The sequence below is a fragment of the Psychromonas aquimarina ATCC BAA-1526 genome (assembly GCF_000428725.1).
GTDB lineage: Bacteria > Pseudomonadota > Gammaproteobacteria > Enterobacterales > Psychromonadaceae > Psychromonas > Psychromonas aquimarina.
The window spans coordinates 153,648-175,148 of the sequence record NZ_KE386793.1; the positions used below are offsets into that span (position 1 = coordinate 153,648).

The window sequence follows — 21,501 nt, forward strand, 5'->3', positions numbered from 1 at the left end:
ACTTCTGTGTTTATTGTTGAGCATGAATATATCGACAATCTACCTGAAGATGCAGGGGGCAGCAAGCTGTGAAAAACAAACCCGGTTTATTGCCGGGTCTGTTTGTTCAAATTCCTGAACGCCCTGAATTGGTTAATTCAGAGCGGGATAGATTATTAAATAACAAATTGATCCACGTCTTTAATAATCTGGGTACCGATAGCAGATAATTGTTCGCTGGTTTTTACGGTTTCATTAGCGGCTTCATTGGTTACTTCTGTTGCATCGGAGATATTGGTGACATTACGGGCAATCTCTTCGGTTACATTAGTCTGCTCTTCTGACGCGGTGGCAATCTGAATATTCATTTCCGAAATGCGTGAGACTGACTCAGAAATTCGGCTAAGTGACTGACCTGCTTCACCGGCTTTCTGTACGCTGATATCACTTGTTTCACGGCTTTTCTTCATGGAATCAACGGCGCGCGCCGCACCGTTTTGTAAACTGGCAATCTTGGCATTTATCTCTTCGGTGCTGTCTTGTGTTTTACCGGCAAGGTTGCGTACTTCATCGGCAACCACTGCAAAACCGCGCCCCTGTTCGCCGGCTCTAGCGGCTTCTATAGCCGCGTTTAAAGCAAGAAGATTAGTCTGATCTGCTATGCCTTTAATAACGTCTAATACGGTGCTGATATCTGTCACTTCAACTTCCAGTTCAGCAATTACCTGCTCAGCTTCACCAAGGTTATCCGCAAGCCCTTGAATGGAAGAGATTGCTTCATCAACCACACGGTTAATCACCTGACCTTCACTGTCTGCGTCCTGGGCCGCTTCCGCCGCTCCCTGAGCATTAACCGCAATCTGACCGGCCGCTGCCGACATTTCGGCTACAGCCGTTGCAACCTGCTCTGTTTCCTGACGCTGCCTGCCCATTTCATATTTACTCTGGCTGGAAATGTCGTTCATCTGCGAGGCTATTACTGTCATTTCACCGGACTGACTTTTAAAGACTTTCATCATATTATGTATATTTGCGACAAAGGTATTAAAGTGCTCTGCTAATTTGCCAATTTCATCATTGCTTTTAATATCAAGACGTTTAGTCAGATCGCCGTTACCTTCGGCGATATCGCGCATGGCAGACTGTAAACCGTGCAGTGGTTTGGTCAGCTGTACTAATAATAAGCTAAGTAAAACAACTGCAATTAATACAGAGACAGGGGTTAATAATAAAGAAAGGTTGCGGATCTCATCCATTGAGGAAAAGGCTTGTGCTTTATCAATCTCGACGGCTAGATACCAGTTTACAGAGGGAACGCCTTTAATCGGGAAAAAACCAACCAGCTGAATACCTGTACTTGCTTCTACCTCAACTAATTCCGACTGAATTTTAATATTTTTATTCGGGTAAACTTCACTAATGTTTTTATCACCGAGAGTTTTGTCTTTATGAACTAAAACTTTTCCATCACCGTCAATAAGATATACATGACCAGTTCCGGAAAAATCAACCAGCCCGAGTGTATTTACAATATAATCCAGAGATAAATCTCCGGCGGCCACACCTGAAAAGCTGCCGTTTATTTTAATAGGCGCAGTTGCTGAAATTAACAGAGAACCTGATGTTGCATCAATGTAAGGAGCCGTGAAAGAAGCTGAGCCGAGTTGTTTCGTTTTGGTGTACCAGGGGCGAATACGGGGATCATAATCAGCTGGTAGTTTTTCATCGGGATTATCCATCACCATAGTACCGGCCTCATCGGCAACATATACATAGATAAAATTACCCGCCGTTTTAATCATGGATAACTTGGAACGGTCCATGGTTGAACTGATTTCCGTGGTACCTTCCGCAACAGCTTGAGTTGTCAGCAGCTTATCATTAAGCCAGTTAGCGATATTAGTTGAGGCGGTCTGCGCTGTTTCTTCAAGGTTACTCTGCAGGTTATTACGAGTGTGTTTCATCACCACCGCGTAGTTAATTACTGCTAATATAATTAACGCTGCAGCGAGGATGACACCCGACGCAAGAATAATCTTGCGGGAAAATCCTAAATTATTCATAAAATCCCTTTATATTTGTAAGTTAAATCCATTTCTATAACTTGTAAAAGTATTAATTTATTATAGACGTAAAGCTGTTATTAGGCATTGTAGAGCTGTTTTTATTAATCAATGACTTAAAGGCGTTAATCAATAAATGTCAGCCTGACAGATACTCTAAAACCTAGCGGCTCTTGGGTAAAGTGCTCTAACATTAATTTTATATAATATATTCAGGTAGTTACATTGAAAGTGCCGCTGTATTAGTGTCTCTCCGCCATATTCTCTGTATTAATGTCACAGCTTGTTTAAATAAAAGCTGTAAATCAGCGCAATAATTGGCGAGACCGGAGCCGCGGTATTAGAATTTAAAGCAATAATCTGCATTTCCGACTCATTATGGGAAATACCATTCTGGATAAGTAAGTGGTCAATTCAGGTGTAGGAAAAATTAATCATACCAAGGCATGGGCTGCTGTAAGTGGTTGTTTCCTTTGTAAAACTTATAACGCAGAGATGGTTTATTTTAACCAGCATAAAAGATCAGATATATATCTAGAATGGTATAACTCTCTTCCGGCTGTTTATTACTGTGTAGTATCAATTAGGGCAAATGCAATGCGCGACAAAATAAAACGGACACCTGCTCAGTGGATAGAGCTTCTTGCCAGGAAAGAGCTGCCGGCAATCACCTCGATAGCGGGTATGCTTGATAAGTTTTCTAATGATGATACCTCTTCAATTCCAAAATTAAGCCGGGCCATACTGCATGACCAGGCGTTATCTTCCTGTGTGCTTAAAGTGGTTAATAATTCTAGTCATGTTTCTATGCGCAAAGTGACCACAGTTTCTCGAGCGTCAATTGTGCTTGGTATTCAAGCGGTCAAAAATATTTGTTTAACATCAAAAATATTAGACGGACTGCTGCAGAGTAAAAACTTAGGCCCAGAGGTTCACCAGCGTTTAACTATGTTGATGGCAAATGCTTTTTATGCGGGATTATTAGCAAAGATGATGGTGCCGGATCATGCTGATGATACTAAAGAAGAAGTTTATTTAGCGGCTATGTTATACCACATTGGAGAAACATCATTCTGGAGCACCGGCAGCGATATGGCTGAGCTGTTAATAAAAGAGGTTGATCTACCCCCTGATAAGTTCCAGAAATATTGTGCTGCGGAATGCGGTGTCGACTTTACAGATCTCAGTATCGGTCTGGCTAAAACCTGGAATTTAGGAGAGTTATTAATAAAATCCTTAGATCAGCCTGAATCTCGAACCATTGAGATGCAGACTATAAGTTTAGCTAATCAGCTTAGTGCCGCTATTGCTTCGCCTCCAAAAACGAAGGCTGAGTTTGATCTGATCTTGAAAAGAATAAGTAAGATAATGAAAATTGAGGTGCGCTTTTTAAAAGAAAGAATTGAGCATACTAGAGAGTTAGCCATTGAATTATTAAGTTCATACGGTGCTTCTGTGCTGGAAAAACATATTAAAGCGCTGCCGAAAGCCTCCCATTTCAGTGAGCAGTCGTTACAGGCTCCGGTCCATGCGGTCAGTCAGGAAAAAGCGCTGTTATCAGCTGTCGGCGCATTAACTAAGCTGACTAAGGACGGCCGCAATATCAATGATTTTTTAACATTCACTCTGCAGTATACCGCCCATATTCTCGGGTTTGAGCGCTGTTCATTCTGGATGCTGAGCAGTGACAAGCGAAATATTGAATCAAGAACCTCCTATGATAATAATGGTCGTGCAGAAAGTTTTCATTGCTTAATATCGTTAAGTGACAGTGTGAATATTCTCAGTCATGTTGTGGAAATGGACAGTACCGTGCTGGTAAATGATTACCGGGATGTAAAGTGGTGTAATTATATTACTGCTGAAATAGAAAAATTAATTGCCGGGGGGACCCTCTGTATTGCACCGGTGAAAATCGATAATAAGGTGATTGGTGTGATCAGTGCGCAGATTTTTACTAAATCAAAAAAGATCAGTGACGAGAACTATTCGCAGTTCTGCTTTTTTATTGAACACCTTAATATGTGTTTAAGTATTATCTCCCACCAGAAATGATGGTAAAAGATCAAGCCGCTTAAATCAGCGGCTTGATAAACAGCTGCTGATTTGCTTTATAAAACTTCGATATCAACCAGAGACTGAGTAAATTCAGGCAGATCAATTTCTAAATCATTTTCTTCGCCGATCCAGTTAATACCGATCACTACACCGTCCTTAACAAGATCATCAATCCAGAACTCTAACCAGTCAGCTAAAGTGATGGCTGCCGGCAGGTAGTCTTTCCACTCTTCGGTGCAGTGTACAGCGGCAAGTTCCGCGCTGGACCAAAGCGGCATAACTTCTGTTTCTTCATAGTTAAGTGAGTCAAGTACAACCCAGTCTTCACTCTTTGTATCCTGCAGCGCCCACAACTGCTGAGTTGGTTTAACTTCTGATAGAAACGTAAGCAGTGTCTGATTGGTATCTTTCATGATATTTCTCATTTTTGTAAATTATAAGCCAGCAGTATACGGAGATCTGTCAGAATTGACAGCTTAACAGCAGGAGTATACAGACTGCTGTTTCAATAAATTATCCTTGTAAAATTATGATGTTAAATGCTGGTGGAATAAAAATATCAAGAGAGTCAGTTACTTATATTCGGTTGCATGAAAATCTATAGAGAGTGTATGAATTTCCAATAAAATCAACCATATTAAAGCGATTATTTTTAAGTTGTGAGCTGATATAGCTTTTTATAATTAATCCCTTCTTTGTTAAAGCGTAACTGCTGAACTAGCCTAAGATTGTTTTGTTCATATAAATTTGTCTATATATTTATTAATTTGAGGTGGTAATGCATCGCGATAAATACATTTATATTATTTCTTTTCTCGCATCTGTTGTACTGGCTGCAGTTATCAATGTTCTTGCTGAACTACAGATTCTTAATGTTCTGACTGTGTTTCCTATTTTGCTGGTGACGATCATTTTTACTGCTGTGTTACTTGTCAGTAAAGTTAACAGTAAAAATCTGATTCAATATCAGTCTCTGCTTGCTAAGCAGGAGCCTCAAAACTTAAAAATAGAGCAGGCAGTTAGCGATTTTGAACATCTATTTGTTGAAGTGATTCCTGTTATTGAGAAGCAGATAAATGTATCTAAAGATTTTGTGGAAAAAGAGATAACAACATTAACGGACACCTTTGTTTTGATGACCGAGCAGATTAGTCAGATTGAAGCAAATCAGTCCGGGGGCAGAGGCAGTCTGATTGATCATCTGTTAACTGATTCAAAAGCGGTTCTGCTGCAGGTGTTTGAAGAGCTGAATCGCCTTAATGATGCTGAAATGAGTATGGTTGAAGAGATTAGAACTTTATCAGCACATACTTTGCAGCTGGATGAGATGGCGAAAGAGGTGCGCAGCGTTGCTGAAAATATCAACTTGCTGGCGTTAAATGCAGCTATTGAAGCTGCTCGAGCCGGCGAGCAGGGGCGCGGTTTTGCGGTGGTTGCTGATGAGGTTAGAAAACTAGCACAAAGCTCTGCGGCAACAGGTAAACGGATCAGCTCAACGGTTAGTGCCATAAATGATGCAATGAAATCTACGTTAGCTACTGTAGAGGTAACTAGAAATTCAGATGAAAAAAGTATCTGTGAATTAGAGACACATATAGAAGGTGTTTTATCTGAAATAAAAGAGTCGTTAACCCTGTTTGAAAAAAGTACAGAAATATTAACGGAAAATAACTGCAAAGTTCAAGAAGATATCTACCAGGTGATAACCACGCTGCAGTTTCAGGATCGAGTCTGTCAGATGCTTGAGCATGCAAAAAGTAATCTCAATGATCTGCTGAAAATAGCTGCTGGACATCATGCTGTTAAGTTACAGGATAAAGCGCAGCAGTCGATATCGGTAAAAGAGATTATGGACAGTATGGAGCTGCGCTACACCATGCCCGAAGAGCTGCTTAATCACCAGGCCGCAGTCGATCCTGGTAAAAAAACGGATGATGCAGCAACAGGTGATGATCTGACATTTTTTTAACTTATAAACTAAATAGGCACCAGATATGGCTAAAACAATTATGGTTGTTGATGACTCAGCATCAATTAGACAAGTCGTAAGTCTGACTCTGAAAGGGGCTGGTTTTGAAGTGATTACCGCCAATGATGGTAAAGATGCGCTGGCAAAGCTGGAAGTATCGCAGGCAAATAAAACCAAAATCAACCTCATTATTACTGATGTAAATATGCCGTTTATGGATGGTATTACCCTGGTAAAAGAAGCAAAAAAATTACCGGCATATAAATTTACCCCGATGATGATGTTAACAACGGAAGCCTCCGATTCCAAAAAACAGCAGGGAAGAGGGGCGGGAGCTAAAGCATGGTTAGTTAAACCATTTCAGCCTCCAATGTTATTAACAGCCGTTTCAAAACTGGTCCTGCCTTAAACGTTACTGCTGCTGGAGTCTGCTGATGGCGATTGAAATTACAAATACAAATGATTTAGAAACACTGATAAATATTAATGACGAAATGACAATTTATACCGTGCTTGAGCATAAAAATTGTCTGTTAACGCATCTGCAGGCCGGGCAGACACTAAATATTGATTTGTCTGCGGTCTCTGAAATTGACAGTGCAGGTATACAGTTATTAATTTTTTTGAAAAAAACAGCTGATAAATTAGGCAGTGATTTCAATCTGCTGCATCACAGTCAGTCTGTTTTCGAGGTGATTGAACTGTTTAATTTAACTGATTTTTTTGCCGATCCTATTGTGCTGCCAGCTGAGTGGAAATAGTCATGAATGATTTAGATGCCGCATTAATTACCTTTACCCAGGAAGCACAAGAGCTGCTGGATGAGATGGAAAGTTCACTGCTTGTGTTAGAAGACACGCCGGATGATGCAGAAGTGATTAATTGTGTATTCAGAGCGATGCATACTATTAAAGGTTCATCCGGATTGTTCGGATTTAACCATATTGTTAGTTTTACCCATCAGGCTGAAACGGTATTAGATCAGGTGCGTGATGGAAGCAGGCAGATCGATGCACAGCTAATATCAGTATTATTAGACTGCCGCGATCATACTGCCCGGCTGCTTGCATACAGTCTGGAGTATCCGGAGCAGCCTTTAGAAGAGGAACTGCAGAGAAACGGCGAGCTGTTAAGCGAGTGTCTAACATCCGCCCAGTCGTCAGCAGTCAAAGGGCAGGAAAAATCTGACAATATTGAGTTAGAAAGTGCTCCTGAAGGAAAAAGCCGTGCGGATTTGAGCGGCAACTGGCTGATCACGCTTCTGTTTAAAAAAGATGCTTTCAGAATGGGTGTTGATCCTTTGTCATTTATTCGTTATTTGAAAACATTAGGAGAGATTAGAGCGCTTTTACTTTTTGATAAAGCCGTTCCGCAAGGAGATGAATTCGATCCGGAAAGCTGCTATCTGCATTATAAAATAGCTTTTTCAAGTGAAGCTGACAAACAGCAGATTGAAGACGTTTTTGAGTTTGCGGCAGATGACTGTGAAATTAAAATATTAGCTCCCTCGGCAAAATCAGTAGAGTACTTGGCATTATTAGAGGATCTGCCTGAAGATGAAACAGCCCGTTTAGGGGAGATGTTAGTTAAGGTCGGCGTGTTAACCGTCAATGATGTTGCCAGAGCACTGCATACTCAAGAGCATTCTCAAGAAGAGAGTAAACCCATTGGTGAAATACTGGTTGAGCAGAATGTTATTCAGTCGAAAATTGTTGAGCAGGCGGTAAAAAAACAGCAGCAGGTAAAACAAAAAGTTTCTTCTGAATCCAACTATATCCGCGTTGATTCAACAAAATTAGGGCACTTAATTAATTTAGTCGGTGAGCTGGTAATCTCCGGTGCCGCTATGGATTTAATGATTGAGAAAAGCGGCCTGGATGAAGCTGAAGAGGTCTCGGCAACCATGTCGTCACTGGTTAGTAATATTAGAGATACAGCATTAGAGCTGCGAATGGTGCCGATTGGTGAAACATTCTCCCGTTTTAGACGTGTCGTTCGGGACGTCAGTAAAGAGCTGGGTAAAAATATTGACCTTGAAATAACCGGCGGTGAAACCGAGCTTGATAAAACTGTTGTTGAAAAGATCAACGATCCGTTGACTCACCTTATTCGTAATTCATTAGACCACGGCATTGAATCACCAGAGCAGCGTTTAGCTGCCGGCAAGTCAGAGCAGGGCTCAATTCACCTTAATGCATTTCATGATTCCGGGCATATTGTTATTCAAATCGTTGATGATGGTGCCGGTCTTAATAAAGATAAAATATTAGAAAAAGCGGTTGCTAAAGGCATTGTTAGCGAAGATGCAAATCTTTCCGATCAGGAAATTTATAATTTAATCTTTGCTGCTGGTTTAAGTACCAAAAAACAGGCTAATGATCTTTCCGGACGTGGTGTCGGTATGGATGTGGTGCGTAGAAATATTGAAGGCTTACGCGGCAGTGTCAATATTGACAGCATTGAACAGCAGGGCACAAAAATCACCATACAGCTGCCTTTAACGCTGGCAATTATTGACGGGTTTATGGTTGGAGCTGATGGTGAGCGATACATTATTCCTTTAAGTATGGTCGAGGAATGTGTCGAAATGAATGAAAAAGAGTGGCAGCTCGATGCAGTGCAGAATTACGTCAATCTGCGCGGCAGTGCTATGCCTTACTTAAAACTTTCAGAATACTTTAATCCGGGTAAACAGTTTAATAAAAGAGCAAGACAAAGTCTGGTAGTTGTACGGGTTGGTAAAGAACGCGCCGGTTTTGTGGTAGATGAACTGCACGGTGAGCAGCAGACGGTAATTAAACCGCTGGGACAAATTTTTGAAAACATAGAAGGGTTAAGCGGAGCCACCGTATTAGGTGATGGAAATGTAGCTCTGATCCTTAATGTAAAAAGTTTAATTAATAAGGTAACGGTAGTTTAGCGTAATTTTAACTGAGTAATTTTTTATATAATTGGAAGGTAAGCCATGAACTTAAAAAATGTATCAATGAAGGTAAAATTAGTTGGATTAATGCTGTTGATCAGTTTAATTCCGCTGGTGATTGTCGCGTATTTTTCATCGGGAAGTGCATCTGATGCATTATTTAAAGAGTCTTTTAGGCAGCTCAATGCCATGCGCACGGTTAAGCATTCGCAGCTGGAGCGTTTTTTTGATGAGCGTGAAGGAGATCTTGGTGTGTTGATGGAAACAACATCAGCTCTGCTTGATTCTCAGGTGTCAAAGCTGCAGGCACTGCAGGATTTAAAAATATCCAGCATGGAAAACTTATTTGAAGCGACGGAAGCAAATATTAAAATTGCTAAGGATGATCCGTATTTATCTGAAGGTTTTTATGCCATTAATAATGTCTTTGAATTCGGTATTGGATCTGAACAGTGGCAGCAGCAGGTTGAGCAGTACGATCCTCGATTTCAAGATATTGTTAATGATACCGGCTGGTATGATCTGTTTTTAATCAATCCGCAGGGCGATATTATATACAGTACGGCTAAAGAGTCGGATCTTGGATTGAACCTTTTAAATGATCAGCTGCTGAAGGACAGCTCATTAGCCGGCGCGTTTGCGCAGGCTGTTAAGGGCGGACAGGAAGAGTTAGCAATTGGTGATTTTAAACCTTATGCACCTTCTAACGGTGATCAGGCCGCATTTGTTGTCGGCCGGTTACAGTTTGCTGAAGGTTATATTGCAATGCAGTTGTCCACAGATCCGATTAATACAATTGTACAGCCGCGTATCGGTATGGGAAAAACCTCTGAGACCTATCTGGTCGGTCAGGTAGATAATGTCAGCAGCTACCGAAGCGATCGTGTTGTTAAGTCGGGAAAAATAGGTGGAAAAAAATCCAGTGAACTTATAAAGCAGGCATTAGCTGGCCAGTCTAAAACGGAAATCGTTGTCGGCAGTACCGGAAGTGTTGAACTGGTGGCTAGTAGCCCGTTAAATATCAATGGATTGAACTGGGCTTCGATTACTTCCGGTAGTTTAGAAGAGGTATTAGCGGTTAAAACTAAGGGGGATAAACAGGATTATTTTGAAAAGTATGTTGAAAAATACGGTTATTACGACCTGTTTTTAATTCACCCTAACGGACAGGTATTTTACAGTGTAGGTAAAGAAAAAGATTATCAGACTAATATGGTCAATGGTAAATACCGTGATTCAGGACTGGGTAAGTTAGTACGCCAGGTTTTACAAACTGGGCAGTACGGTATTACTGATTTTGCACCCTATGCGCCGAGTAATGATCAGCCGGCTGCTTTTATCGCACAGCCGTATATGAAAGACGGCAAAGTTGAACTAATTGTGGCGCTGCAGCTTTCTTTAGATTCAATCAACGCAATAATGAACCAGCGGGACGGAATGGGAGAAACTGGAGAAACCTATCTGGTCGGGGCTGATAAATTAATGCGCTCTGATTCATTTCTGGATCCTACGGGACATTCTGTAGCCGCTTCTTTTGCCGGTACTGTCAAAAATAACGGTGTAGATACTGAAGCCGTTAAGGATGCCCTCAACGGTAACAGCGACTCTAAAGTTATTGAGGATTATAACGGCAACCAGGTATTGTCTTCCTATTCTCCAATGGAAGTTGGCGGTACAACCTGGGTAATTCTAGCTGAGATTGATAAAGCGGAAATAATGCTCCCGGTGGAGACTCTGATTAAAAATATATCAATGATTTCAGCCGCCTTCTGCATATTAATTATTATTGTTGCTTACTTTTTTGCCCTTAGTATCACCAAGCCTGTTATTAAAGGAGTTGTATTTGCACAGGAGTTATCAAAAGGTAACCTGATTGCTCATCTTGAGGTTGATCAGAAGGATGAGATTGGCCAGTTAAGTAACGCATTGATTTTAATGCGCGATCAGATAAAAGGTGTGATTGAAACCGTGCGCAGCGGCGCTGATAATTTAGCAAGTGCGTCGCAGGAGGTCAGTGCAACAGCACAAACCATCAGCCAGGGGGCGGTTGAACAGTCAAGCAGTGTTGAATCAACCAGTACGTCGGTAGAGCAGCTTAATTCATCTGTACAGCAGAATGCGGAAAATGCCAGTGTTACAGAAAAAATGGCGACCAGCTCAGCCGATGATGCGCAGCAGGGCGCTACTGCGGTAACGGATACCGTTACGGCAATGAAACATATTGCTAAGAAAATCCGTCTGATTGAAGATATTTCTTATAAAACCAATTTATTATCATTGAATGCAGCTATTGAAGCGGCTTCTGCCGGAGAGCATGGTAAAGGCTTTGCCGTTGTTGCCGCTGAAGTAAGAAAACTTGCTGAAAGCAGCCGTGTTACTGCGGAGGAGATTAGTGAACTGGCCAGTGACAGTGTGGATATTGCAGAAAAAGCCGGTGTGTTAATCACTGAAGTAGTGCCTAATATTGTTAAAACATCTGATTTAGTACAGGAAATAAGTGCATCGTCAGGCGAGCAGGCAAGCGGTATTGCGCAGATCAGTGAAGCTATGAGTCAGCTGGATAAAGCGACGCAGCAGAATGCGGCTGCTTCCGAAGAGCTGGCTGCAACCTCTGAAGAATTAAGCGGCCAGGCGGAGCAGTTACAGCAGTCTGTTGCATATTTTAAACTGATTGAAGGCGGCGGTGCAGCAGCTGACCCTGCGCTGGATTCTATTCACCTGAAACGACCAATGGTTGCGGTGAGTCCGGAGCATATACCACGCCCGGCCAATTTAAATGAAGTGCATATTAATGAACAGGACTTTGAAAAGTTTTAACAGTCTTGTTACAGCAGTGCGGCAATCACCGCATTGCTGAAATTTAAAAGTAGGAGCTGACATGAATGATTTAAGCATTAATAAAGATCAGGTTCGCAGTCACGAAACTGCAGTTATAGAGCAGCAGGGCCAGTACCTGACATTTTTAGTTGCCGATGAAGCGCTTGGTATTGCGATTAACGATGTGAAAGAGATTATTGAAATAACCAGTATTACCCATGTGCCTATGACTCCCGACTATATTCGCGGGGTGATTAATTTACGCGGCAATGTTGTGCCGGTTGTGGACCTGTCTGCCCGTTTAGGTCATCAAGTCAGTGAACTGAGTAAGCGCAGCTGTATCGTTTTAGTGGAAGTAAGCTGCAATGATGAAAAACAGAGCCTGGGCATGCTGGTGGATCAGGTAAAAGAGATATTAGATATTCCTGAAGATCATATTCAGCCTGCTCCAACCTTCGGCACAAATATTCGCGTTGAATTTATTCAAGCTATGGGGCGTGTTGAAGATGAGTTTATTATTCTGCTGGAGATAAGCCGGGTGCTGTCTGTTTCAGAACTGGCTGAATTAAGTCTAATGACTGCTGCTGAGCCTGCTGCTGTTTTGGCATAAAGCTGTATCTATGCAGCAAACAGGTTTTATGTTTATAACTTCTATTCTGCCTGCTTTTGAATTTTCATCAGCAGCTGTTTTTAGGGGAATGCTATTTCTATTCAGATCACAACTCCCGAATTTGAACTGTTCCGCAATTTTATCCATCAGCATGCGGGCATTGATTTATCTCCTGCTAAAAAAGTGATGGTCGGCGGACGCCTGCAGAAAAGAGTAAACCATTATCAGCTTGCCAGCTACGAGCAGTATTATCATATGGCAACCCACCCGGATAATGATCAGGAATTACAGTTATTAGTCGATATATTAACCACTAATGAAACATATTTTTTCCGCGAACCAAAACATTTTACCTATTTTGAAAAAGAAATATTAGGCAAATGGAAAACTGGCCATTTTAAAGTCTGGAGTGCCGCCAGCTCCAGCGGTGAAGAAGCTTATTCACTGGCTATGCTGCTGGCTGAAAAATCAGGAACAAAAACCTGGGATATATTAGCTACAGATTTAAACCGGGACGTTTTAACAAAAGCATCGCGGGGTATTTACGGCATGAATCGAGTGGAGCTGCTGGATCCCTATTTAATGAATAAATACTGCCTGAAAGGGGTTCGTTCACAGCAGGGGTTATTTTGTATCGCTGACAAGTTAAAACAGAAGGTCAGTTTTCACCGTTTGAATTTAACCCTGAGTCTGCCCCGTAAAATAGCTATGTTTGATGTTATTTTTCTGCGTAATGTGCTTATCTATTTCAACAATGAAACAAAGAAAAAGGTCGTTGAACAGCTTATTTCAAAGTTGAAACCCGGAGGTTATTTTTTTATCAGTCATTCAGAAACTTTATCCCGGGTAACCGATAAATTAGTGATGGTAAAACCTTCCATCTATAGAAAAAAATGAATATTCAGCCTTATAAAAACTCTAAGAGAATCATTATTGAGCCTGGCGAATATTATGTAAGTTCAAATCAGGAAGTTATTTCGACATTGCTAGGCTCCTGCGTAGCGGCCTGTTTGTACGATCCTGTAAGGGGGGTAACGGGTATGAATCATTTTTTATTAGCGTACCGCAGCCGTCAGGATCCGTATCTAAAACTCAATTCAGAAGCGGGGCGTTACGGTGTTCATGCGATGGAGTTGTTAATTCATTCGATGGTGCTGAGAGGGGCCAAAAAGCGTCACTTAAAAGCAAAATGTTTCGGCGGCGGAGATGTGTTAAGTATTGCGGAATCATCGTGGGAAAACAGGGGGATTGGTGATGTTAATGTGGATTTTATTCATAAGTATTTAAAATCAGAAAAAATCCCCCTGATCAGCTCCTCTTTAGGCGGGAGGCATGGGCGCAATATTCATTTTATGGGCCATGACTTTTCTGTGTTTATGAAAAAAATTAATTCTGGAGTTGAGCATCAAGTACAGCTGGAAGAAAAAAAATACTGGAAAAAAGTATTACAAAGCATGAAATAAAAGGTGCTGAATCAGCTTAGAGACCTAAGTTGTGTGGATATTTTATATTCAGCAGGATTGAATATTAGCAGAGAGAACAGGCTATGATAAAGATCTTTATTATTGATGATTCAGCCGTAGTACGACAGGTATTAACACAGGTGCTCAACAGTATTGGCGGGTTTAAAGTTATCGGATCTGCATCGGATCCCGTTTTTGCTCTGAAAAAACTGCCGGCAGACTGGCCGGATGTCATTGTACTGGATATTGAGATGCCGAGAATGGACGGTATTACTTTTTTAAAAAAACTGATGCAGGAAAGACCAACTCCAGTGGTTATCTGCTCTACGTTGACCACTAAGGGCGCCGCGGTTGTAATGGAGGCGATGAGTGCTGGAGCGGTCGATATTATTACTAAACCCACGGTAAACTTAAAAGATTTTTTACAGGAATCAAGAATTTTAATGAGTAATGCTATTCAGGGGGCCGCCCAGGCTAGTGTTAAACCTGTCAGCACAACAGATCTGCAGCCTATTGTGCTTAAAGCGCCGGTCAGAGCTATGGCCGAGACGACAGACAGACTGGTTGCACTGGGGGCATCAACGGGAGGGACGCAGGCAATAGAGTATATTTTAACGCGTTTACCTAAAACGTCGCCCGGTATGGTCATTGTTCAGCATATGCCGGAAGCATTTACCGCTTCATTTGCACAGCGTTTGAACAATATCTGTCAGGTCAGCATTAAAGAGGCTAAAAATAATGATCGCGTTATCCCGGGTTTGGTTTTGATTGCACCCGGCGGAAAGCATCTTCTGTTAAGGCGCAGCGGTGCCCAGTACCGTGTTGAGGTCAAAGACGGTCCGCTGGTGACCCGTCATAGACCTTCGGTGAATGTACTGTTCCGTTCAGTCGCGACGGCTGCCGGCAGTAATGCTGTCGGCATTATCATGACAGGAATGGGCGATGACGGTGCTAAAGGAATGAAAGAGCTGCATGAAGCGGGTGGTAAAACTATCGCTCAGGATGAACAGTCAAGTGTGGTTTACGGTATGCCTAAAGAGGCGGTAAAACTAGGCGGAGTCGACAAAGAGATACCATTGAGTGAAATTCCAGAGTTTATTATGTCCTGCTGATTTATTTTTAACATCTATTAACAGTTTATTTGAATTGCGCAGCTCCTGTAAACAGGGATGCTGCGCAGTTCAATGTAACCGTTATTCGGCAGTTTCTGACGGAGCTGTGCATTCTGTCTTTAATACCAAATCCAATAATTTTCTATTCATTTATGCTGGTTAAAATGAATGCTAGCTTCGTTATTGATTTTGTAATTAGAGCAACTAGTTACCGCAATCAATGCCTTGCTTTCATCCATTTTTCCTATGCCGTTATTTAGATTTTCTATTATTCATTTAACCCTGCTGTTTATTCTTAGATAAAGCCCTGTTGTGAATCGCTAACCTAGTGTATAAAAAGGGGGAAATAATAAATCAGGGAAAGTAAGTGAATAAACTGCAGTTAACCTTAATTCGAGGCCTGCCCGGCAGCGGTAAATCCACCTTAGCTAAAACTATCAATGCAGTGCATCTTGAGGCTGATATGTATTTTATCCAGGCCGATGGTGGTTATCTGTTTGATCCTGTGCTTTTAAAAGAGGCGCATCAGTGGTGTCAGGAGCAGTGCCGCGTTCATCTTGAACAGGGAAAAAATGTAGTGGTTGCTAATACATTTGTCAGGCACTGGGAAATACAGCCTTATCGGCAGCTGGCCGAAGAGACTAAAGCAAGGTTAATTATTAAAACCTGCCGCGGAAATTACGCTAATATTCACGGCGTATCACAGCAGACAATTAACAAGATGAAACGTAACTGGCAGGTTTAAGCCTTGTTATTAATTTATTAATTTTTCGGCCTGAATATGACTAGCAGAAATATATGAACGAATTAAACTGGATTATTGAGCCTCTAACTCTGCTTGCGCAGGGGTTGAGTTTATTTACTGTGCTGACGGCTGTTTTATATCTGCTGCAGCGTTTAGTATTTTCTTTGATGTCTGCTAATCTGGGCGGAAAATCGGTTTATATCAGTGCAGTTATCGGCACACCGGTGCATGAACTTAGTCATGCACTTGCCTGTATTCTCTTTACTCATAAAATCAAAAAAATAGTTTTTTTTAATCCTGACGGGCACGGCACACTAGGATATGTAAATCACTCCTACAACAGTCTTAACCCCTGGCAGGTATTAGGTAACTTTTTTATCGGAATAGCCCCTCTGTTCGGTGGTTTGCTGGTTGTGTATTTACTGACACTTCTTCTCTTACCCGATGGTGACAGTTTATTGAAACTGCTTGCTTTGAGCAGTCAGAGCAACCTTACAGACTATTCATTTTCTGCAGCTGTTGAGCTTATGCACAATTTGTGGGTTGTACTGCTGACAAACTATCAAAGGGAGCCTTTAACCGTTCTGTTATGGTTTTATTTAAGCGCATCAGTATCATTACATCTGTCACCTTCACCGGAAGATCTAAAAGGCGGTTTTAGTGGATTTTTATGCTTTCTGCTGCTGATTATTTCAGGGCATCTGTGCAGCAGCTATTTTGATGTTCCCTATTTAGATTACTTATCTTTACAGCACCTGGGCAGCCGCCTGAATCCTATCGCTGTCTTGTATCTAATATGCATTGTGCTGGCATTAACACTGTTTATAGTTATGCTCCTGATCAAAGGTTTTCTACTGTTAATTCGCAGCTGATAACTGCCTCGCTAAAAATTAACAACATAATTTGTAAACGTATAACATAAAGTTACGGCAATTTTTACTGAGTTGATCTTGCTCACGCTATTTGTTTTAGCCAGTCAATAAACTTCTTTTTAAGTATTAGTTCACAAGGTCACAGTATGCAGTAATTATATACGGCTTGAATGGCTGTATTTATTAGTTGGGCTACATTTATCTTTTAAAATGTTTTTGCCTGCCGCTCCTCTCTTATTTTGCTTCGCGATAGTGCTGAAGGCTTTTTTATTTTCAAACGGGTTTGCATGATAATTTTCCTGCAAAGCTATACATAGGACGTACTGATGAAATTTTTAAATTCACTTTCTATTCAAAACAGACTGGTTATTGCCATGCTGACGGCTGTTATTATATCTACTAGTGTGGTGGGTTTTGTCGGTCACTCTAAAGCCAAAGATCTGCTTGTTTCCCGACTGCAGCAGTCTGATTTACCCAACCTGCTGCAGCGTGTCCGTAATGCGGTTGACGGTGATATATCGAAAATGAAAGTACTGACCCAAACGATTGCAACGAATCCGTTTATTCTTGACTGGGTTAACGGCGGTGCAGATCCTGCTCAAGAAGCGGCTGTGATTAAAATGCTCAGCACCATTACTAAGGATAATAATTTAAGTAATGCTTCTTTTGCCGACAGGGAAACCTATAAGTACTGGAATCAAAACGGGTTTCTTCGTGTTCTTAAAAACGATAATTTTGACGGCTGGTTTTTTGCGTTTAAAAACAGTGGTCAGGCTGAATCGGCAAGCACTTATACCGAACAAAATGGTGATGTGAATGTGTTTGTTAATTACCAGGATCTTAACGGTAGAGGAACTTCGGGTGTATCAAAGTCATTTAACGATATGGTTGCTTACTTAAACAGCTTTAAGATTGAAGAAACCGGATTCGTTTATCTTGTTGATAATACGGGACTGGTAAAAGTACATAAAGATAAAGAGAAAAGCGACAAAGTTAAACTTTCTGCAATATACGATAACATCAATGTACAGTCACTTTTATCCAGACAGGGTTTTGCATTTCAGGAAACTGATGATCTGATTGTGGCTGCCAGTTATATATCAAGTCTGGACTGGTATGTTGTGGCTGAAGTGCCGAAAGCAGAGCTTTATACAGGTTTGAACGAGTCGCGTAATTATATGCTGATGTGCTTTGTGATTATCGTTGTACTGTTTATCTTTATCAGTATTATTTTAGCTAAAAGTTTAACCAGACCGGTTAATGAGTTAGCTGAAGTATTTAAAGAGTTAGGTGAAGGAGAAGGCGATCTAAGTTACCGCTTAAGTGAGACCGGTAGTGATGAAGTTTCCCGTCTGGCACGTGGTTTTAATGCCTTTATTAGTAATATCCATACTGTGGTAGCTGATGTTTCGGCAACCTCAACAGACGTTCGTCAGGCATCACAGAAAGTTTCTCAAGGTGCAGACCAGTCAAGACAGGAAGCAGAAGGGCAGCGTGATATTGCTACGCAGGTGGCAACAGCAATTAGCGAAATGGGATCAACCATTTCAGAAATTGCCGCTAATGCAACCCATGCCGCCGATGCAACCAATGAAGCAACAACTCAGGCGGAAGATGCGCAGTTAGTTGTTCAAGAGTCAACGCAGAGTATTCATGAGATGGCGGAAAATATGGAATCGGTTTCTGTTACTATCGAATCTTTAGCGGATAAAAGTAATGCTATCAGCAGTGTGCTGGATGTGATCCGCAGTATTTCCGAGCAGACTAATTTACTGGCATTAAATGCGGCCATTGAAGCTGCACGAGCTGGTGAACAGGGACGAGGCTTTGCTGTTGTGGCGGATGAAGTAAGAAGCCTTGCTAAGCGGGCAAGTGAATCAACCGATGAAATTCATCAGATGATCACGCTGCTGCAGAACGACTCTAAGTTAGCAGTAGACGGTGTAAGACAAAGTAAAGAAAAAGCTGAAATCGGTATGACAGGTGCGCAGCGGACCAATGATGCACTTAATGAAATAGTACAGAACATTCAGCAGCTGTCAGATCTTAATACACAAGTTGCTACAGCAACGGAAGAACAGTCTGTTGTGGTCAGTGAAATTAATGTTCATGTTCATGCGATCAGCGACAGTACTGAAAACAGTGCAACAACTTCAGCGGATATGGCATCTTCAAGTGAATCGCTTAGCGCGATGGCTAAGAGCCTGGACAGCCTGGTTGCTCGATTTAAAATATAAAAAGTATGCGGGTGTTGGTGCAGACTTAGCTGTCTGCATCAGTATTTAGGGCAGAAAACACTGCCGTATGAATCTTATGTAACAAAGATTAAATATTCTGTTTTTATAACGTAAAATAGTTCTGCTTGTGTATAATGCCCGCTCATTTTTTCAAGCACAGATAATAAACGGACCTTATTATTAAATTTAATCAATAAGGCCGTTCCATGTACAAGATTTTCCAGCCACAATTTCAAGCCGCTGAAACACATTTTACTTCCATATATAAGGAAGAGCTAAAATGATGCATAGCGAAAATATCATCTCATTATATTCAAGAAAAATACTTGCCCAGGTTTGTTTTCAGGCTGAAAAGCATCGTTTAAGTCTGCGTCCCTGTGAAGGTGAAGCTTTACCTGAAACTGCCAATATTGAATGTTATAAAGATTTAAGTGAGTTTACCGCGGGACAGAGAATTGAAGTGGAAGTTATTGAGATGAACAGTGCTAACGGTAACTCTTATTTCTACAGTTATTAATATACCCATGCTGCCTCAATATGCTTTGTCAGGCGCTAGCTTGGACACCAGAGCAAGGCACAATATGAGGTAATTGTTATTCACTTTTCGATTGTTGCAACGCAGGGCTGTTTTTCGAGCTAGTGCCCCGTAGGGCAAGGCAACTTGCACCAATCTGCGTTGTTATAAAACCTCTATGTAGAATAACTATACTTCAATTTTATGCCTAGCATCCCGGCACAATTTGCCTTGCTGACTTTGCATATTGAAGTAACATGGGTATAAGTATAAAACCGCTGCGGCAGCGGTTTTATATTGTCCTGACTAGCTGTCTGCCAGTTTATAAGTCACCATATACAGCTGTTTAATACCCGGGTATATTTCCTGAATTAACTCTTTTAATACCGGCAGAGTCATATTTTCCTGCTCGGCATGAAACTGGTTTAGATCATCAAACAGCACCGGCTCAACGGATATGATATCCAGGCTGCAGAATTCACGGCCTTCTTCTAAAGTAAATACCTTCACTCTGCTGCCCGGCACATAATCACGTTCCGATTCATCGCGCAGTGTGATTGTCTTTTTACCGGCCAGGATATCTTCTTCAAAACGTGCGAAGAAGAGCATTTCTGTTGGAATAGTTTTGTCTGTCATTATTGTCTCTATCTAAGTAGTTGTTAACTGATATTTGCCAAGTTCTTTTAAGGCGCTTGTGCTTCTCCGGCTGCCCGGTTCAAGCATAAAAAATCAGTATCTTCCGTTGATTTTAAATAACAATTTTATCATCGCCAGAGTTTATAAACCATTACGGGCTGCTCTTGTTTTTTGTCCTTTTGAAACTATTGTTGTATTGATCACTATAAATTAGTCAGACAGCTGGAAAGTTCTCTGAATCGAAACACAAAGAAGACGAGTTGAGGCAATATGGAATATTCAACACTTCGTGAATTAATGGTTGTGCAGCAGATTGCCGCTCGCGGTATCAGCAGTAAGCCCGTTTTACAGGCCATGAATACAGTTCCCCGGCATCTGTTTGTCAGTGAGCGGCTGCTCAGTGAAGCCTATGGTGATTTTCCGCTGCCGATTGGTTTAAATCAGACCATCTCGCAGCCCTATATTGTCGCATTAATGACTGAGCAGCTGCAGCTGCAGGCCCATCATAAAGTACTGGAAATAGGTACCGGCTGCGGCTATCAGACAGCTGTGCTGGCTGAAATAGTCGACCAGGTCTACACCATTGAAATAGTGCCGGAGCTGGCGGAACGTGCACGGCAGACTCTGCAGCTGCTTAACTATCACAATATACACAGCAGATGCGGGGACGGTTTAAATGACTGGTCAGAACAGGCGCCTTTTGACCGGATTATCGTCACTGCCGCTCCTGATATATTACCACAGGCTTTGATTGAACAGCTGAGTATCGGCGGACATATGGTTATTCCTGTCGGTTCACTGCAGCAGGTTTTATACCGTATTACCCGCCGGCCGGAAAACCAGATAGAAACACAGGTGCTATCTCAAGTTAGATTTGTTGCTATGACCGGGAAAATTCAAGAAAATAATTTGTAGGCGTGTAAATGATCTGAAGTTTATTCTGCCTGTTATTTTAGTGCATGTATCATGTGATTATTACTTTTACAGAGATAACAGATGAGCTTTGATATCAAGTGGCTGCAGGATTTTCTGATGTTAGCTGAATTGAGGAACTTTTCCCGGGCGGCTGAAGCTCGGCATATTACTCAGCCGGCATTCGGGCGCCCCATTCGTGCGCTTGAAAACAGCGTCGGACAAATATTAATTAACCGTTCCAAGAATCCTGTCTGTTTAACTCCTACCGGACGCCAGTTCCGCACTGTTGCCAGAAATATTCTTGCGTAGATTGAAGCGGGCGGGAGAGCCGGTTTAACTGCACTGGTGACGGTAATGTATTTTGCGTTGACGCTGTTTTTGCCCCCTCTGGAAGCTATGATTCCTACGGCGGCAACCGCGCCGGTATTGATGTATATCGGTATTGCAGCTTCGATGATTTATTACTTTTATATTATTGCGGGGCATTAGTATTACTGTGCCCGTTTGTCGGGCATTTTTTATTTTATCCAGATTGTAATAAAATCACCTGCTTTCATTAGCCTTTTTCTACTGTAGACTGTGCGCCTG

At 41.6% G+C, this 21,501-nt stretch carries 20 protein-coding genes; 17 read left to right on the forward strand and 3 right to left on the reverse strand.

Translation table 11 applies throughout. The features are described from left to right. Positions 1–155: 155 nt before the first annotated feature. Entirely contained in the window at positions 156–2,042 is a 1,887-nt protein-coding gene (locus G337_RS27290; protein WP_037028587.1) for a methyl-accepting chemotaxis protein, read from the reverse strand. 597 nt (positions 2,043–2,639) lie between these two features. Here G337_RS27290 and G337_RS0124140 point away from each other — a divergent pair. Continuing rightward, on the forward strand, positions 2,640–4,097 hold the full coding sequence (locus G337_RS0124140) for an HDOD domain-containing protein (RefSeq protein ID WP_028866129.1): 1,458 nt from the start codon (positions 2,640–2,642) through the stop codon (positions 4,095–4,097). A gap of 56 nt (positions 4,098–4,153) precedes the next feature. On the opposite strand, the gene G337_RS0124145 is transcribed toward G337_RS0124140, so the two are convergent. Then, positions 4,154–4,513 carry a DUF2750 domain-containing protein gene (locus G337_RS0124145; protein WP_028866130.1) on the reverse strand — a complete coding sequence of 120 codons (360 nt, stop codon included), beginning with the start codon at positions 4,511–4,513 and terminating at the stop codon, positions 4,154–4,156. Positions 4,514–4,878: 365 nt separating this feature from the next. On the opposite strand from G337_RS0124145, the gene G337_RS29455 reads away from it, so the two are divergent. The 13 genes from G337_RS29455 to G337_RS0124215 all read left to right on the forward strand — a co-directional run bounded on the left by G337_RS29455 (position 4,879) and on the right by G337_RS0124215 (position 19,365). Further along, a complete protein-coding gene (locus G337_RS29455; RefSeq protein WP_051303584.1) occupies positions 4,879–6,069 on the forward strand; it encodes a methyl-accepting chemotaxis protein in 1,191 nt (396 codons plus the stop codon). 25 nt (positions 6,070–6,094) lie between these two features. Beyond that, a complete protein-coding gene (locus G337_RS0124155) occupies positions 6,095–6,478 on the forward strand; it encodes a response regulator (protein WP_028866131.1) in 384 nt (127 codons plus the stop codon). A gap of 25 nt (positions 6,479–6,503) precedes the next feature. Beyond that, positions 6,504–6,830: an STAS domain-containing protein gene (locus tag G337_RS0124160; RefSeq protein WP_028866132.1), complete on the forward strand. Its 327-nt coding sequence runs from the start codon at positions 6,504–6,506 to the stop codon at positions 6,828–6,830. A gap of 2 nt (positions 6,831–6,832) precedes the next feature. Beyond that, positions 6,833–8,989 carry a chemotaxis protein CheA gene (locus G337_RS0124165; protein WP_028866133.1) on the forward strand — a complete coding sequence of 719 codons (2,157 nt, stop codon included), beginning with the start codon at positions 6,833–6,835 and terminating at the stop codon, positions 8,987–8,989. 45 nt (positions 8,990–9,034) lie between these two features. After that, on the forward strand, positions 9,035–11,809 hold the full coding sequence (locus G337_RS28025) for a methyl-accepting chemotaxis protein (protein ID WP_051303586.1): 2,775 nt from the start codon (positions 9,035–9,037) through the stop codon (positions 11,807–11,809). Between the two features lie 61 nt (positions 11,810–11,870). Beyond that, positions 11,871–12,419, forward strand: coding sequence for a chemotaxis protein CheW (locus G337_RS0124175; RefSeq protein WP_028866134.1), 549 nt, complete (start codon positions 11,871–11,873; stop codon positions 12,417–12,419). Positions 12,420–12,545: 126 nt separating this feature from the next. Continuing rightward, positions 12,546–13,316, forward strand: coding sequence for a CheR family methyltransferase (locus tag G337_RS0124180; protein WP_281170241.1), 771 nt, complete (start codon positions 12,546–12,548; stop codon positions 13,314–13,316). Next, a complete protein-coding gene (locus tag G337_RS0124185; RefSeq protein ID WP_028866136.1) occupies positions 13,313–13,882 on the forward strand; it encodes a chemotaxis protein CheD in 570 nt (189 codons plus the stop codon). The genes G337_RS0124180 and G337_RS0124185 overlap by 4 nt, the downstream gene beginning before the upstream one ends. An 83-nt stretch (positions 13,883–13,965) precedes the next feature. Beyond that, on the forward strand, positions 13,966–14,994 hold the full coding sequence (locus G337_RS0124190; RefSeq protein WP_028866137.1) for a protein-glutamate methylesterase/protein-glutamine glutaminase: 1,029 nt from the start codon (positions 13,966–13,968) through the stop codon (positions 14,992–14,994). A 367-nt stretch (positions 14,995–15,361) separates the two neighbouring features. Beyond that, the gene (locus tag G337_RS0124195) at positions 15,362–15,739 is read left to right on the forward strand and encodes an AAA family ATPase (RefSeq protein ID WP_028866138.1); all 378 of its coding nucleotides are present in this window, start codon (positions 15,362–15,364) and stop codon (positions 15,737–15,739) included. A gap of 53 nt (positions 15,740–15,792) precedes the next feature. Then, the gene (locus tag G337_RS0124200; protein WP_028866139.1) at positions 15,793–16,611 is read left to right on the forward strand and encodes a hypothetical protein; all 819 of its coding nucleotides are present in this window, start codon (positions 15,793–15,795) and stop codon (positions 16,609–16,611) included. A gap of 326 nt (positions 16,612–16,937) precedes the next feature. After that, positions 16,938–18,848 (forward strand): methyl-accepting chemotaxis protein, encoded by a 1,911-nt coding sequence (locus G337_RS0124205; protein WP_028866140.1) that lies wholly within the window; start codon positions 16,938–16,940, stop codon positions 18,846–18,848. Positions 18,849–19,128: 280 nt separating this feature from the next. Further along, positions 19,129–19,365, forward strand: a complete 237-nt coding sequence (locus G337_RS0124215; protein ID WP_028866141.1) for a hypothetical protein — start codon at positions 19,129–19,131, stop codon at positions 19,363–19,365. A gap of 303 nt (positions 19,366–19,668) precedes the next feature. Here G337_RS0124215 and yqfB read toward each other — a convergent pair whose 3' ends face one another. Beyond that, complete coding sequence (yqfB, locus tag G337_RS0124220) at positions 19,669–19,998, reverse strand: N(4)-acetylcytidine aminohydrolase (protein WP_028866142.1); 330 nt, start codon at positions 19,996–19,998, stop codon at positions 19,669–19,671. Between the two features lie 270 nt (positions 19,999–20,268). Between yqfB and G337_RS0124225 the strand changes: the two genes are divergently transcribed. The 3 genes from G337_RS0124225 to G337_RS29460 all read left to right on the forward strand — a co-directional run bounded on the left by G337_RS0124225 (position 20,269) and on the right by G337_RS29460 (position 21,402). Next, a complete protein-coding gene (locus G337_RS0124225; RefSeq protein ID WP_028866143.1) occupies positions 20,269–20,913 on the forward strand; it encodes a protein-L-isoaspartate(D-aspartate) O-methyltransferase in 645 nt (214 codons plus the stop codon). An 81-nt stretch (positions 20,914–20,994) separates the two neighbouring features. After that, entirely contained in the window at positions 20,995–21,222 is a 228-nt protein-coding gene (locus G337_RS27305; RefSeq protein ID WP_051303588.1) for a LysR family transcriptional regulator, read from the forward strand. A 45-nt stretch (positions 21,223–21,267) separates the two neighbouring features. Continuing rightward, positions 21,268–21,402: a hypothetical protein gene (locus G337_RS29460; RefSeq protein ID WP_281170240.1), complete on the forward strand. Its 135-nt coding sequence runs from the start codon at positions 21,268–21,270 to the stop codon at positions 21,400–21,402. The last annotated feature ends 99 nt before the right edge of the window (positions 21,403–21,501 follow it).

Bases quoted from the DNA above. Each gene is read 5' to 3' on its own strand.
- G337_RS27290 (WP_037028587.1), bottom strand. From the start codon at position 2,042: ATGAATAATTTAGGATTTTCCCGCAAGATTATTCTTGCGTCGGGTGTC.
- G337_RS0124140 (WP_028866129.1), top strand. From the start codon at position 2,640: ATGCGCGACAAAATAAAACGGACACCTGCTCAGTGGATAGAGCTTCTT.
- G337_RS0124145 (WP_028866130.1), bottom strand. From the start codon at position 4,513: ATGAAAGATACCAATCAGACACTGCTTACGTTTCTATCAGAAGTTAAA.
- G337_RS29455 (WP_051303584.1), top strand. From the start codon at position 4,879: ATGCATCGCGATAAATACATTTATATTATTTCTTTTCTCGCATCTGTT.
- G337_RS0124155 (WP_028866131.1), top strand. From the start codon at position 6,095: ATGGCTAAAACAATTATGGTTGTTGATGACTCAGCATCAATTAGACAA.
- G337_RS0124160 (WP_028866132.1), top strand. From the start codon at position 6,504: ATGGCGATTGAAATTACAAATACAAATGATTTAGAAACACTGATAAAT.
- G337_RS0124165 (WP_028866133.1), top strand. From the start codon at position 6,833: ATGAATGATTTAGATGCCGCATTAATTACCTTTACCCAGGAAGCACAA.
- G337_RS28025 (WP_051303586.1), top strand. From the start codon at position 9,035: ATGAACTTAAAAAATGTATCAATGAAGGTAAAATTAGTTGGATTAATG.
- G337_RS0124175 (WP_028866134.1), top strand. From the start codon at position 11,871: ATGAATGATTTAAGCATTAATAAAGATCAGGTTCGCAGTCACGAAACT.
- G337_RS0124185 (WP_028866136.1), top strand. From the start codon at position 13,313: ATGAATATTCAGCCTTATAAAAACTCTAAGAGAATCATTATTGAGCCT.
- G337_RS0124190 (WP_028866137.1), top strand. From the start codon at position 13,966: ATGATAAAGATCTTTATTATTGATGATTCAGCCGTAGTACGACAGGTA.
- G337_RS0124200 (WP_028866139.1), top strand. From the start codon at position 15,793: ATGAACGAATTAAACTGGATTATTGAGCCTCTAACTCTGCTTGCGCAG.
- G337_RS0124205 (WP_028866140.1), top strand. From the start codon at position 16,938: ATGAAATTTTTAAATTCACTTTCTATTCAAAACAGACTGGTTATTGCC.
- G337_RS0124215 (WP_028866141.1), top strand. From the start codon at position 19,129: ATGATGCATAGCGAAAATATCATCTCATTATATTCAAGAAAAATACTT.
- yqfB (WP_028866142.1), bottom strand. From the start codon at position 19,998: ATGACAGACAAAACTATTCCAACAGAAATGCTCTTCTTCGCACGTTTT.
- G337_RS0124225 (WP_028866143.1), top strand. From the start codon at position 20,269: ATGGAATATTCAACACTTCGTGAATTAATGGTTGTGCAGCAGATTGCC.
- G337_RS27305 (WP_051303588.1), top strand. From the start codon at position 20,995: ATGAGCTTTGATATCAAGTGGCTGCAGGATTTTCTGATGTTAGCTGAA.
- G337_RS29460 (WP_281170240.1), top strand. From the start codon at position 21,268: ATGTATTTTGCGTTGACGCTGTTTTTGCCCCCTCTGGAAGCTATGATT.